Raw genomic sequence first — 12,990 nt, 5'->3', positions numbered from 1 at the left:
GACTGAAGGCCACCCCGATGGGGTGGCCTTCATGTTGTGCCTGGTGATGCGTGCGCTCAGCGGGCCGAGCTGCCCGGCTTCACCTGCGAGATCTTGGCCAGCAGGCCGTTGATGAATCCGGCGGAGTCGTCGGTGGAGAGCACGGTGGCCGCCTCGACGGCCTCCGAGATCGCGACGGCATCCGGCACCTCGTCGTTGAACATGATCTCCCAGATGCCGATGCGGAGCAGGGCACGGTCGATGGCCGGCATCCGGTGCAGGGTCCAGCCCACGGCGTAGGTCTCGATCAGTTCGTCGATCTCGGCCCGATTGTCGACGATGCCGTCGACGATCTCCCGGGCGTACAGCCAGCTGGCCGCGCGGTCGGGCTCGCTGACGGCGCGGGCCGCCTCGGCGGCGATCGCGTCATCCAGCGAGATCTGTCGCATGTCGGCGGAGTAGAGAATGTCGAGGGCGCGCTTGCGCGCCTTGGTGCGTGCGCTCATTAGTCGTTGACGCGGCCGAGGTAGTCACCCGTGCGGGTGTCGACCTTGACCTTGGTGCCGGTCTCGAGGAACAGCGGCACCTGGATCTCATAGCCGGTCTCGACGGTGGCGGGCTTGGTGCCGCCGGTCGAGCGGTCACCCTGCAGGCCAGGGTCGGTGTGCGTGATGAGCAGCACGACGGATGCCGGCAGCTCGATGAAGAGCGGGTTGCCGTTGTGCAGGCCGAGGGTGACGGCCTGGTTCTCCAGCATGAAGTTGACGGCGTCTCCGACGACGGAGGCGGGGACGTGCAGCTGGTCGTAGTCGGACACGTCCATGAACACGTAGGACTCGCCGTCCGCGTAGAGGTACTGGAAGTCGCGGCGGTCGACGTTCTCGGTCTCGATCTTCGCGCCGGCGTTGAAGGTCTTGTCAACGGTCTTGCCGGTGACGACGTTCTTCATCTTGGTGCGCACGAAGGCGCCGCCCTTGCCCGGCTTGACGTGCTGGAACTCGATGATGGTCCAGAGCTGGCCGTCGATGTTGAGAACGACGCCATTCTTGATGTCAGCGGTAGAAGCCATTGTCTGTGTCCATTCAGTTGGGAAAGTTTCGCGGCCGGCATGCTCACGCACACGGCCCGACGTGCAAGTTTAGTCGATCGGCGCCGGACACCGAAATGGGCGGTGGCCGAACGCCCGGCCGCGGCCCCTGGCCCGCCTTAGCCGTGCAGGATGTGGTCGACGGCCAGGCGGTAGGAACCGAAGCCGAAGCCGGCGATGACACCCGTTGCAACACCGCTGATCACGCTGTCGTGGCGGAACTCCTCGCGGGTGTGCGGGTTGCTGATGTGCACCTCGATGAGCGGCAGCCCGGCCTTCGTGACGAGTGCGGCGGCATCCCGCAGCCCGTAGCTGTAATGGGTGAACGCTGCCGGGTTCAGCACGACGGGGGTGGCGGTGTCGACGGCCTCGTGCAGCCAGCCGATCAGCTCGGCCTCCTCGTTGGTCTGGCGCAGGTCGATCTGGGTGGTCTCCGGCACGAATGCGACGAGGAGAGCCTCCAGGTCCTCCAGATTGCCCGAGCCGTAGACCTCGGGCTCGCGGGAACCGAGGCGGCCGAGGTTGGGGCCGTTCAGCACGAGGATACGGGGCACGGGGTTGCTCGTCATGCGATCAGCCTACCGCCAGCCGAGGCTCAGGCACCGAGCAGGACGAGCACGTGGTACACGACGTAGACCGGCCAGACGATCGCCTGCAGCAGGCCCAGGATGACGCCCCAGAACGAGCCGTCAGAGACCGAGATGAAGTAGATCGCGGCCCCGACGTACGCGAGAAACCAGAAGAAGCCCCACTGCCCGTCCCTGACGGTGACACGCGTTCGACTGTCCGATCCCATCCGAGCCTCCTCGCTCACGCTGTGCCCAGCACAGCACAACTCGGCGAGGGCGGCAAGCGGCGCGCTGGCTAGTCGCCGACCTCTTGGTAGGCGGCGAAGAGAAGGCTGGTGTCCGGTCCCTGCAGCACGGTGGGCCGGGCCAGGTCGTCCAGCACGATGAAGCGCATCATGGCGCCGCGGGCCTTCTTGTCACGCTGCATGGTGGCCAGCAGCGTGTTCCAACGACCGGTCGGGTAGGTGACCGGCAGCGAGAGGGACGACAGGATGCTGCGGTGGCGTTCCACGATCTCGTCGCTGAGCGAGCCGGTGAGCCGGCCGAGCTCGGCGGCGAACACCATGCCGATGGCGACGGCCGCGCCATGGCGCCACTGGTAACGCTCAGCGTGCTCGATCGCGTGGCCGAGGGTGTGGCCGTAGTTGAGGATCTCGCGCAGGCCGTTCTCGCGCAGGTCCTCTGCGACGACCTTGGCCTTCATGTCGATGGAGAGCTCGACGACGCGGCGGAACTCCGGCGTGGTCACGTCGATGACGCGCTCCACGTCGGCCTCGATCAGGTCGAGGATCTCGGGGTAGTAGATGAAGCCGGCCTTGACGATCTCGGCGAAGCCCGCGAGCACCTCGTTGCGGGGCAGCGTGGCCAGCGTGTCGAGGTCGCAGAACACGGCGCTCGGCTCGTAGAACGTGCCGACCAGGTTCTTGCCCTCGTTGGTGTTGATGCCGTTCTTGCCGCCGATGGCGGCGTCGACCATTCCGGCGACGGATGTCGGCACCTGCACGAGTGTGACGCCGCGCAGCCAGGTGGCGGCGACGAAGCCGGCGACATCGGTGACGGCTCCCCCGCCGAATCCGATGACGGCGTCGCTACGGGTGAAGTCGGCCTGGCCCATGACCTGCCAGCAGAAAGCGGCGACCTCCATGCGCTTGCCGGCCTCGGCATCCGGGATCTCGGCGAGCAGCACCTGGTAGTGCTCGGCGAGCTGGGAGCGCAGGGCGGTCGCTTGGGCGGCGACGCTCGCGCTGTGCACGATGAGGACCTTGGCGACCTTGGTGCCGAGGTGCGTGGCGATGCCGCCCAGGATGCCGTTGCCCACGAGCACGTCGTAGGGCGACTCGCCGCCGACGTGGATGGTTGTGGTCGTTTCAGTCACGATGTGCTTCTTTCTGTGCCGGGCCCACGCTGGCGTGCCCAGGTCGCGATGTCGTCGGCGATGTGCGAGATCGGCCGAGCGGAGGTGTTGAATGTGACGGTCGCCAGCGACTCGTAGATCGGCATGCGCGCCTCGGCGATGCTCGCCCAGCGCTCCACGGCCTCGTCGGCGTCGCCGCCGTCCAGAAGCGGGCGGCCGCCGGAGAGCCGGCGGGCGACGGAATCCCGGTCGACGGTGAGCAGCACGACGGTATGCCCGGCCAGATCGGCCTGGGTCGCGGCATCCAGCACGGCTCCCCCGCCGAGTGCGACGACGGCATCGCCCTGCAGTGCGTCGCTCACGGCCTGCCGCTCGAGCACGCGGAAGGCGCCCTCGCCGCGCTCCGCGAAGATGTCGGAGATCGGGCCGTGCACGGCGGTCACCAGCTTGTCGGTGTCACGGAAGGGCACACCGAGCGACCGGGCGACGAGCCGCCCGATCTTGCTCTTGCCTGCAGCCATCGGGCCGATGAAGACGAGCGGCAGCAGCGGCGTCTCAGCCCGCACTTCCGGGGGCACGCTACTCGTCGATCGCGCGGCTGGTGCTGCCCGTGGCCAGTCGGCTCGGGATGGCGGCCAGGTAGCCCTCGAGGTTGCGCCGGGTCTCGCCGATGGAGTCGCCGCCGAACTTCTCGAGCATGGCGTTCGCCAGGGTGAGCGCGACCATCGCCTCGGCGACGACGCCCGCAGCGGGCACCGCGCAGACGTCGGAGCGCTGGTGGTGCGCTGAGGCGGCCTCACCGGTGGCGATGTCGACGGTGCGCAGGGAGTGCGGAACCGTCGCGATGGGCTTCATGCCCGCGCGCACCCTGAGCAGCGTTCCCGTGCTCATGCCGCCCTCGATGCCGCCGGCCTTGTCGCTGTTGCGCACGATCTCGTCGCCGTCGACGAAGAGCTCGTCGTGGGCCTGCGAGCCGCGGCGGGTGGTGGTGAGGAAGCCGTCGCCGACCTCGACGCCCTTGATCGCCTGGATGCCCATCAGCGCGGCGGAGAGCTGCGCGTCGAGGCGGCGGTCGCCGTGCACGTAGGAGCCGAGTCCCGGCGGAACGCCGTAGGCGAGAACCTCGACGATGCCGCCGAGGGTGTCGCCCTCTTTGTGCGCGTCGTCGACCTCGGCCACCATGAGCGCACTCGTGGCGGGGTCGAAGCAGCGCAGCGGGTCGGCGTCCAGAGTGTCGACGTCGCCGGGCTTCGGAAGGGCACTGCCCTCCGGAACGCGCACGGGGCCGATCGACAGGGTGTGGCTGACGAGCCGGATGCCCAGCTCGGAGAGGAACGAGCGGGCGACGGCGCCGAGGGCGACGCGGGCGGCGGTCTCCCGTGCGCTGGCGCGCTCCAGCACGGGCCGCGCCTCGTCGAAGTCGTACTTCTGCATGCCGACCAGGTCCGCGTGCCCGGGGCGGGGGCGGGTCAGTGCCGCGCCGCGGCCGCGGCCGAGCTTGGACTCGTCGATGGGCTCGGCGCTCATCACGTCTTTCCACTTCGGCCACTCGGAGTTGCCGATGCGCAGAGCGACGGGGCTGCCGAGGCTCAGGCCGTGGCGCACGCCACCGGAGATGTTCAGCTCATCCTGCTCGAACTTCATGCGCGCGCCCCGGCCGTAGCCGAGCTTGCGGCGCGCCAAATCGGCACGGATATCGTCCAACGCGACGGGGACGCCCGCGGGCAGTCCTTCGATCACGGCAATGAGTTCTGGGCCGTGGGATTCCCCGGCGGTGAGCCAACGCAGCATGCTGTCTATCCTTTCACAGGGTTCGACAACGCAGCTGCGGTCATCGCCCGGAACACCGCGGCCTCGTCCGGCAGCGGCGCGAACGGGTCGCCGGCGACGAAGATGCGCACCTGCACGAGGGCCTGGTGCAGCAGCATCCCGAGCCCAGAGATCAGCTGGCCGCCCGCCGCCTGCCACTGCGCGCCGAGCGCGCTGGGCCAGGGCGCGTAGGCCACGTCATAGAGCGCAACACGGCCGATCAGCTCGGCGTCGAAGACGAGCCCGGTGTCGCTGCCGCCCGGCAGCGTGCTGATGATGAGCTGACTCTCGGATGCCGCGGCGAGGGCATCACCGAGCGGCACGATCCGCAGCGCGAGCCCGGCCGCCTCGGCCTGGCGGTGCAGCCCCTCCGCCTTGGCGGGCGTGCGCACGGCGACAGTGACCGCCTGGGCTCCGAGCGCGGCGGCCGCCATGATGGCAGACGCGGCAGTCGCTCCCCCACCCAGGATGCAGACGTTCGCCGCCTCTCGCACGCCGTGCTCTGCCAGCGAGTTGACGATGCCGGCGACATCCGTGTTGAAACCGCTCAGCTGACGTTCGCTGCCGGAGCCTGTCAGCAGCAGCGTGTTCACGGCCCCGGTGACCCTGGCCGTCTCATCCACCTCGTCGGCGAGGGCCAAGGCCTCAGCCTTGAGCGGCATGGTCAGCGAGAAGCCGCGCCAGTCCGGCCCGCGGCTGCCGAGGAAGGCGGCGAGCTCCGGCTCGGTCAGCTCGAAGCGCTCATAGCCCCAGTCGAGTCCGAGAGAGCGGTAGGCGGCGGAATGGATGTCCGGGGACTTCGAGTGCGCGATCGGCGATCCGAGGACAGCGAGCCTGGTCACTGGTACTCCGGGTGCTCGTCCATCCAGGCCAGCCACTTGGCGACGGCCGCATCGTGCTCCTCGACGGTCGAGGAGAAGATCGTCTCGCCGGTGTCCAGGTTCCAGGTGACGAAGAACAGCCACGGTCCGTCGGCCGGGTGCAGCGCCGCGTCGATGGCGAGGTCACCCGGGTTCGAGATCGGGCCGATCGGCAGTCCGGGGTGCACGTAGGTGTTGTACGCGTTGCTGGCATCCTCGCGCTCGGCATCCGTCGTGGAGACCCGGTGGGTGTTGCCCGTGCCATAGGCGACGGTCGCATCGGACTGCAGCAGCCCGCTCTCCCAGAGGGCGGGTTCCAGCCGGTTGAGGAACACGCGGGAGACCTTGTAGTAGTCGTCGCGGAGGCCGGCTTCCTTCTGGATCAGCGAGGCCAGCACGATGGTCTTCCAGCGGTCGGCCTGCGCAACGCCCGCACTGTCCAGGGCCTGGAACTGCCGGTTCACCATCGTGGCCAGCGCATCGTGCGCGCCGATGCCCGGCGAGAAGGTGTACGTCGCCGGGAAGAGGAAGCCTTCGAGCGTCGTCGCCTCGGAGGGGAGGCCGAAGGATGCCACGTCGGCTGCAGCCGCCTGCACCTCGTCGAGCGGGATCGATGTGCCCTCCGAGATCAGCTGGTAGACGTCGGCCGCCACGGTGCCCTCGGGGATGACCACCGTCTGCTCCAGCTTGTTCGCCGGGTCGATGAGCGCGTCCAGCGCGGCCTGCGCGCTCATGCCGGAGGCGAGCTTGTAGGCGCCCGGCTGGAACACGTGGGTGCTGGCCTTCTTGAGCAACAGGTCGTAGAAGGCGTCGAAGCTCTTCGTCACGCCCTGGGCATGCAGTGTGGTGGCGATGTCGGAGCCGATGTCGCCATCGTGGATCATGACGATGACCTCACCGGTGCCCTGGCCCTCGTAGTCCTCCGGCCCGGAGACCGCAGACATCAGCTGCTGGATCGGGCCCTGCAGAAGGAAGAACCCCGCTGTGCCGATGCCGGCCAGCACGAGCAGCACGATGAGGCAGCCGATGCCGCCCCGCCCTCGCCGCTTGCGCTGCTCCCGCGGCCGAAGGCCGGCGCCCTCGATCGGGGCCGGCCCACCGAAGACCTCGTCGAAGGAGGGCTCGGCGCCCTCATCGTCGGGGGTCGCCGGGGGAAGTGATGACAAGTCAGAGTCCTTCGTTCGGGCTGAGGGTGGTTCCCGGTGCATTCCCGGTTCCGCGCTCGGAGTCAAGTGCGTGTTGCAAAATAATAACCGCGGCCACCTGATCGATTACCGGACGGTGCGACTTCGCCTTCTTACCGGAGGCGCGCAGCGCCGAGGTGGCTGACACCGTCGAGAGACGTTCGTCGACGAGCCGGACCGGCACGGGCAGGGCGCGCGCCAACTCGGTCGCGAAGTGCTTGGCATCCGCCGTCGACGCCGTCTCTGCACCGGAGAGCGCCAGCGGCAACCCGACGACGACCTCGATAGCGTCGAGCTCCGCCTGCACCGCCGCAATGCGCAGCAGGTCGGGCGTGGGTGCGGCGTCGGGCGTTGAACCCGTGCCGGCTTCGCCGAGGCTGCGCGGAACCGTCTCCACCGGCGTGGCCAGCATGCCGTGCAGGTCGGAGCGGGACAGCCCGACGCGCGCCTTGCCGACGTCGACGCCGAGCCGCACCCCCGAACGCACTAGGAGCGAGCCGCCGCTGAGGCGGAGACGCGCGCAGCTTCGAGGGCCCGCGGAATGGCACTCACATCGGTGCCGCCGCCCTGGGCCAGGTCGTCCTTGCCGCCGCCGCCACCACCGAGGATGCCGGCCATCTCCTTGGCGAGGGCACCGGCCTTGACACCGAGCTCGCGCGCGGCGGGGTTCGTCGCGGCGATCGCAACGGCCTTGCCGCCGACCTCTGCAGCCAGAGCGACCAGTGCCGCCTCGCCGCCCAGGCGCTCGCGCACCAGGTTGACCAGCGTGCGCACGTCGTCGGCGGATGCCAGCGTGCCGAGGTTCTCGGCGATGACCGTGAGGCCGTCGACGCGGGCGGCCTTCTCGAGCAGCGCGGGTACCTTGTCGCCGAGGGCTTTCGCCTCGAACGCGGCGATCTTCTTCTCGGCGGCCTTGAGGTTGGCGACGAGTTCGGCGACGCGCTCCGGCAGCGCCTCACGCGGCGTCTTCAGCGAGCTGGTCAGCTCGGTGACGAGAGCGCGCTCTGCGGCGAGGTCGCGGAACGCCTCGATTCCGACGAGGGACTCGATGCGGCGGTTGGTGGAACCGACCGAGGATTCGCTGACCAGGTTGATGATGCCGATCTCGGCGCTGGAACCGACGTGGGTTCCGGCACAGAGCTCACGCGACCAGGGGCCGCCGATGTCGACCATGCGCACCCGCTCGCCGTACTTCTCGCCGAACAGCGCCATGGCGCCCAGTTCGCGGGCCTCGTCGAGGCCCATCTCGCGGGTCACCACGGGCAGGTTGTCGCGGATCGCGTTGTTCGAGATCTCTTCGATCTCGGTGCGCGTCGCGGCGGAGAGCCCCTGGTTCCAGGAGAAGTCGAGGCGCAGGTATCCGGCCTTGTTGTAGGAGCCGGACTGGTGCGCGTTCGGGCCGAGAACCTGACGAAGGGCGGCGTGGATGATGTGCGTGCCGGAGTGCGCCTGCTGGGCGCCGCGACGGTTGTCTGCGTCGACGACGCTGGTGGCGGGGGCACCGACACCGACCTCGCCGAAGCGCACCTGCACCTTGTGGCTGATCAGGCCCTTGACGGGCTTCTGCACGTCGAGAACCTCAAGCTCGTAGCCGGGGCCGACGATGAGGCCGCTGTCGGCCTCCTGCCCGCCGGACTCGGCGTACAGGGCGGTCTCGGCGAGGATCACCTCGGCAATGTCGCCGGCGACGGCCTTGTTGACGGAGTGGCCGCCGACGATGATGCCCAGGATGCTGGACTCCGTCTGCAGGTTCGTGTACCCGGTGAACACGGTCTCGCCGAGGGCGCGGAACTCGCCGTAGACGGAGAGGTCGGCCAGGGCCGTCTTCTTGGCCTTCGCGTCGGCCTTGGCGCGGTTGCGCTGCTCGGCCATAAGGGCGTTGAAGGCGTCGCGGTCGACGGTCAGGCCGGCTTCCTCTGCCACCTCGAGGGTGAGGTCGATCGGGAAGCCGTAGGTGTCGTGCAGCAGGAAGGCTGCATCGCCGGCCAGCTGCGGCGAGGCCGCGGCCTTGGTCTTGTTCAGCGCGAGGTCGAGCACCGTGGTGCCGGCCGCGAGGGTGCGCAGGAAGGTCTCCTCCTCGCCGATCGCGCTCTGCGCGATGCGGGAGTAGTCACGCTCCACCTCGGGGTAGGCGTCCTTCATGGCATCGCGGGAGGCCGCGAACAGCTCGGGGAAGGTGGCGGCGTCGACGCCGAGCAGGCGCATGGCGCGCACGGTGCGGCGCATCAGGCGGCGCAGGATGTAGCCGCGGCCCTCGTTGGAGGGCGTGACGCCGTCGCTCATCAGCATCAGCGAGGAGCGCACGTGGTCGGCGATGACGCGCATCCGCACGTCGTCGTCGTGGTCGGCGCCGTAGCGGCGTCCGGAGAGCTCGGCGGCGCGGTCCAGCACGGGCCGGACCTGGTCGATCTCGTAGAAGTTCTGCACGCCCTGCTTGAGGAACGCGACGCGCTCCAGGCCCATGCCGGTGTCGATGTTCTTGCTGGGCAGTTCGCCGAGGATCTCGAAGTCGTTCTTGCTGGTGCCCGCTCCACGCAGGTACTGCATGAACACGAGGTTCCAGATCTCGACGTAGCGGTCGTCGTCGGTGGCCGGGCCGCCGTCGATGCCGTAGGCGGGGCCGCGGTCGAAGAAGATCTCCGAGCAGGGGCCGGCCGGGCCGGGCTGGCCGGTCGACCAGTAGTTGGTGTCCATGTCGAGGCGCTGGATGCGCTCCTCCGGCAGGCCGAGGGCGCGCCAGTAGCCGAAGGCCTCGTCGTCGTCCTTGTAGACGGTGACCCAGAGGTCCTTCTCGTCGAACCCATAGCCGCCGTCGGCCTCCGAGCTGGTCAGCAGCTCCCAGGCGTAGCCGATGGCGCCCTCTTTGAAGTAGTCGCCGAAGGAGAAGTTGCCGTTCATCTGGAAGAACGTGCCGTGGCGCGGCGTCTTGCCGACCTCTTCGATGTCAAGCGTGCGGATGCACTTCTGCACGCTGGTCGCGCGCGAGAACGGTGCGGGCACAAGCCCCGTCAGGTACGGCACGAAGGGGACCATGCCGGCCACGGTGAAGAGGAGGGTGGGGTCGTCGCTCACCAAGGAGGCGGAGGGCACGACGGTGTGGCCGCGCTCTCCGAAGTAGTCGAGCCAACGGCGGCGAATTTCTGCAGTCTGCATGGGTCCCGTAGTACGTAGTGTGTTGGAGCGCCGGGCGCGGCGCGGGGGTGGGGCGAGTGGTGCCAGAGGCTAGTCGAGCACCTCGTCGATGGCGTTGCGCAGTTCGGCCTCGCGCTGGTGGTAGCCGTCGGCGACGGCGGCACCGAATTCACGGGCCTTCGCGTCGACCTCGGTGAAGAAACGACGGCCTTCCTGGGTCTTGTTGACCTCGTGCGCGAGGACGAAGCCGCCCGCGATTCCGAGAATCAGCCACAGTAGGTTTTTCATTTTCAGAGTCTCCTTGCGATCCGAGAGTTCGTTGTCAACAGTAGTGCGTCAGCTGCGGCGCTTGCCGCCAGCGCCGGGGCGGGCGGTGCGGAACGCGGCGCGCACGCCGGCAGAGAAGCCGGCCAGTTTGATCAGCGGGCCGCCGACGGTGGCGGCGAAGAGGGCGACGAGCGCCGATACATTGCCCGTGACATCCGCGACGTTGCTGGTGATCACGTCGACGCGGGCGAGTTGCTTGTTGGTCTCCTGCAACGTCACCGCCGTCTCCTCGAGCAGCGGCGTGACCCCATCAGTGGTCTCGCGGATGGACTGGCGGGTCTGGTCGAGCACGCCACCAAGCTTGACCAGCGGGATCGCCAGCAGTGCGACCAGAACCGCGAAGGCTCCGGCGGCGATGAGTCCTGCGATGTCTCCGAGAGACATTGATCACCATCCAATGGGGTGCGGCTTAACAGCGGGGCTTAACGAGGAAGGGCGGACCATCCGAAGATGGTCCGCCCTCCAGCGTAGTGGGCTACGACTAGCGTGCTGCGTAGTACTCCACGACGAGCTGTACTTCACAGGTCACGGGAACCTCGGCACGCTTCGGGCGACGCACGAGGCGCGCCTGCAGCTTGTCGAGCTCGACCTCGAGGTAAGCAGGGGTCTTCGGGAGAACGTCGACGTGACCGCCGGCCGCTGCAACCTGGAACGGCTCGGTGCCCTCGGAGCGCGCCTTGACGTGGATCTGCTGACCCGGCTTGACGCGGAAGGAGGGACGGTCAACGAGCTGGCCGTCAACGAGGATGTGACGGTGCACAACCATCTGGCGAGCCTGAGCCGTGGTGCGGGCGAAGCCGGCACGCAGGACGAGGGCGTCCAGGCGGGTCTCGAGGATCTCAACCAGGTTCTCACCGGTCAGGCCCTTGGTGCGACGAGCCTCTTCGAAGGCAATCTTCAGCTGCTTCTCGCGGATGCCGTACTGGGCGCGCAGACGCTGCTTCTCGCGCAGACGAACGGCGTAGTCGCTGTCCTGCTTGCGCTTGGTGCGGCCGTGCTCACCGGGAGCGTAGGGACGCTTCTCGAGGTACTTGGCTGCCTTCGGGGTGAGGGCGATGCCGAGCGCGCGCGAGAGGCGGGTCTTGCTGCGGGTACGTGACTTAGTAGACACGGTTTCCTTTCGAAATGATTCTCAAACAATGAACTACCGCGGGCACACAGGTGCCCGGGCAAAGTTAGAGGGGTCAGCCACGGGGCGGAAGCGGCTACAGCCTCTGCCCCTTGAACACTGAAATTTGCAGCAGCCGTGCGCAAAAATCAGGCTTTAGGCCTCAGACAGCCTAACACAGCGGCGCCCGCTGCTTGGCTACTTGTCGCCCCGGATAATTCGACGGATCTTGGCGAGTCGTGCAGACACCTCGCGTTCGTTGCCGTGCTCCGTCGGGGTGTAGTACTGGCTCCCCCGCAGCTCGTCCGGCAGGTACTGCTGGGTGGAGACGCCGACGACCTCGTCGTGCGGGTATTTGTAGCCCTTGCCGTGGCCGAGCCGCTTGGCGCCGGGGTAGTGCGCGTCGCGCAGGTGCTTGGGCACCCGGCCGATCTTGCCGGCGCGCACGTCGGCGATGGCGGCGTCGATGCCGAGGTACGCGGCGTTGGACTTGGGGGCAGTGGCCAGGTGGATGACGGCCTGTGCCAGCGGGATGCGGCCCTCCGGCATGCCGATGAACTGGACGGCGTCGGCGGCTGCGATGGCGACAACCAGCGCCTGCGGGTCGGCCAGTCCGATGTCCTCTGACGCCGAGACAATGATGCGCCTGGCGATGAAGCGCGGGTCCTCCCCCGCCTCAATCATGCGCGCCAGGTAGTGCAGCGCCGCATCGACGTCGGAGCCGCGCACCGACTTGATGAAGGCGCTGATGACGTCGTAGTGCTCGTCCCCGTTGCGGTCGTAGCGCAGCAGCGCCCGGTCGACGGCCAGCGCGACCAGCTCGACGGTGATGGTCGGCTGCGCCTCGCCCTCTGCGCCGGTCACGGCCGAGACGGAGGCCGCCTCCAGCGCCGTGAGCGCGCGCCGGGCGTCGCCGGAGGCCAACCGGATGATGGCCGCGCGGGCCTCGTCCTCCAGGATGAAGCGCCCGCCCAGGCCGCGCGGGTCGGTGACCGCCCTGTCGACGACGACGCCGAGGTCGTCGTCGCTCAACTGCTCCAGGGTGAGCAGCAGCGAACGAGAGAGCAGTGGGGCGATGACGGAGAAGGAGGGATTCTCGGTGGTCGCTGCGACCAGGATCACCCAGCCGTTCTCGACGCCGGGCAGCAGGGCGTCCTGCTGGGCCTTGGTGAAACGGTGGATCTCGTCGAGGAAGAGCACCGTCGAGGTGCCGTACAGGTCGCGGTTGGTCATCGCCTGTTCCATCACCTGGCGCACGTCGCGCACGCCGGCGGTGACGGCGGAGAGCTCGACGAAGTTGCGGCCGGATGAGTGCGCGATCGCCTGGGCGAGGGTGGTCTTGCCGGTGCCGGGCGGCCCCCAGAGGATGACGGAGACCGAGCCCTTCTCCCCCGTCTTGTCGCTGGCCAAAGCGACCAGCGGTGACCCGGGGGTCAGCAGGTGCCGCTGCCCTGCGACCTCGTCCAACGATTTGGGGCGCATGCGCACAGCGAGCGGGATCGCGCCGGAGCGCAGACCGAGACTCGAATTCACCATGACCCCAGCGTACTTGGCGCAGTCGAGCGCGCTTGCGTAGAGTCA

15 protein-coding genes are annotated in these 12,990 nt (G+C 68.5%); all 15 read right to left on the bottom strand.

The features are described from left to right. Positions 1–56: 56 nt before the first annotated feature. The 15 genes from nusB to AWU67_RS05150 all read right to left on the bottom strand — a co-directional run bounded on the left by nusB (position 57) and on the right by AWU67_RS05150 (position 12,945). Positions 57–485, bottom strand: a complete 429-nt coding sequence (gene nusB / locus AWU67_RS05220; RefSeq protein ID WP_067227043.1) for a transcription antitermination factor NusB — start codon at positions 483–485, stop codon at positions 57–59. Then, positions 485–1,048 carry an elongation factor P gene (gene efp / locus AWU67_RS05215; RefSeq protein WP_067227042.1) on the bottom strand — a complete coding sequence of 188 codons (564 nt, stop codon included), beginning with the start codon at positions 1,046–1,048 and terminating at the stop codon, positions 485–487. The genes nusB and efp overlap by 1 nt, the downstream gene beginning before the upstream one ends. Before the next feature lie 137 nt (positions 1,049–1,185). Continuing rightward, positions 1,186–1,635 (bottom strand): type II 3-dehydroquinate dehydratase, encoded by a 450-nt coding sequence (locus AWU67_RS05210; protein ID WP_067227041.1) that lies wholly within the window; start codon positions 1,633–1,635, stop codon positions 1,186–1,188. Positions 1,636–1,661: 26 nt separating this feature from the next. Further along, positions 1,662–1,862, bottom strand: coding sequence for a hypothetical protein (locus AWU67_RS05205; protein WP_067227040.1), 201 nt, complete (start codon positions 1,860–1,862; stop codon positions 1,662–1,664). Between the two features lie 68 nt (positions 1,863–1,930). Continuing rightward, positions 1,931–3,010: a 3-dehydroquinate synthase gene (gene aroB, locus AWU67_RS05200; RefSeq protein WP_067227039.1), complete on the bottom strand. Its 1,080-nt coding sequence runs from the start codon at positions 3,008–3,010 to the stop codon at positions 1,931–1,933. Further along, positions 3,007–3,567, bottom strand: coding sequence for a shikimate kinase (locus tag AWU67_RS05195; protein WP_335339033.1), 561 nt, complete (start codon positions 3,565–3,567; stop codon positions 3,007–3,009). Before AWU67_RS05195 ends, aroB begins: the two co-directional genes overlap by 4 nt. Before the next feature lies 1 nt (position 3,568). Then, positions 3,569–4,780 (bottom strand): chorismate synthase, encoded by a 1,212-nt coding sequence (gene aroC / locus AWU67_RS05190; RefSeq protein WP_067227038.1) that lies wholly within the window; start codon positions 4,778–4,780, stop codon positions 3,569–3,571. A 5-nt stretch (positions 4,781–4,785) separates the two neighbouring features. Then, the gene (locus AWU67_RS05185) at positions 4,786–5,640 is read right to left on the bottom strand and encodes a shikimate dehydrogenase (RefSeq protein ID WP_067227037.1); all 855 of its coding nucleotides are present in this window, start codon (positions 5,638–5,640) and stop codon (positions 4,786–4,788) included. Next, entirely contained in the window at positions 5,637–6,824 is a 1,188-nt protein-coding gene (gene mltG, locus AWU67_RS05180; RefSeq protein WP_234407367.1) for an endolytic transglycosylase MltG, read from the bottom strand. Before mltG ends, AWU67_RS05185 begins: the two co-directional genes overlap by 4 nt. Position 6,825: 1 nt before the next feature. After that, the gene (gene ruvX / locus AWU67_RS05175) at positions 6,826–7,329 is read right to left on the bottom strand and encodes a Holliday junction resolvase RuvX (protein WP_199922346.1); all 504 of its coding nucleotides are present in this window, start codon (positions 7,327–7,329) and stop codon (positions 6,826–6,828) included. Beyond that, a complete protein-coding gene (gene alaS / locus AWU67_RS05170) occupies positions 7,329–9,995 on the bottom strand; it encodes an alanine--tRNA ligase (RefSeq protein WP_067227035.1) in 2,667 nt (888 codons plus the stop codon). Before alaS ends, ruvX begins: the two co-directional genes overlap by 1 nt. A gap of 69 nt (positions 9,996–10,064) precedes the next feature. Next, positions 10,065–10,262, bottom strand: coding sequence for a hypothetical protein (locus tag AWU67_RS05165; protein ID WP_067227034.1), 198 nt, complete (start codon positions 10,260–10,262; stop codon positions 10,065–10,067). 48 nt (positions 10,263–10,310) lie between these two features. Beyond that, on the bottom strand, positions 10,311–10,685 hold the full coding sequence (locus AWU67_RS05160) for a DUF948 domain-containing protein (protein ID WP_067227033.1): 375 nt from the start codon (positions 10,683–10,685) through the stop codon (positions 10,311–10,313). Between the two features lie 97 nt (positions 10,686–10,782). Next, positions 10,783–11,412 carry a 30S ribosomal protein S4 gene (gene rpsD, locus AWU67_RS05155; RefSeq protein WP_055842670.1) on the bottom strand — a complete coding sequence of 210 codons (630 nt, stop codon included), beginning with the start codon at positions 11,410–11,412 and terminating at the stop codon, positions 10,783–10,785. Between the two features lie 195 nt (positions 11,413–11,607). After that, positions 11,608–12,945, bottom strand: coding sequence for a replication-associated recombination protein A (locus tag AWU67_RS05150; RefSeq protein ID WP_082716791.1), 1,338 nt, complete (start codon positions 12,943–12,945; stop codon positions 11,608–11,610). Positions 12,946–12,990: the final 45 nt, after the last annotated feature.

This window comes from Microterricola viridarii (genome assembly GCF_001542775.1).
GTDB classification, from domain to species: Bacteria; Actinomycetota; Actinomycetes; order Actinomycetales; family Microbacteriaceae; genus Microterricola; species Microterricola viridarii_A.
This window is presented reverse-complemented; position numbering and strand designations above follow the sequence as displayed.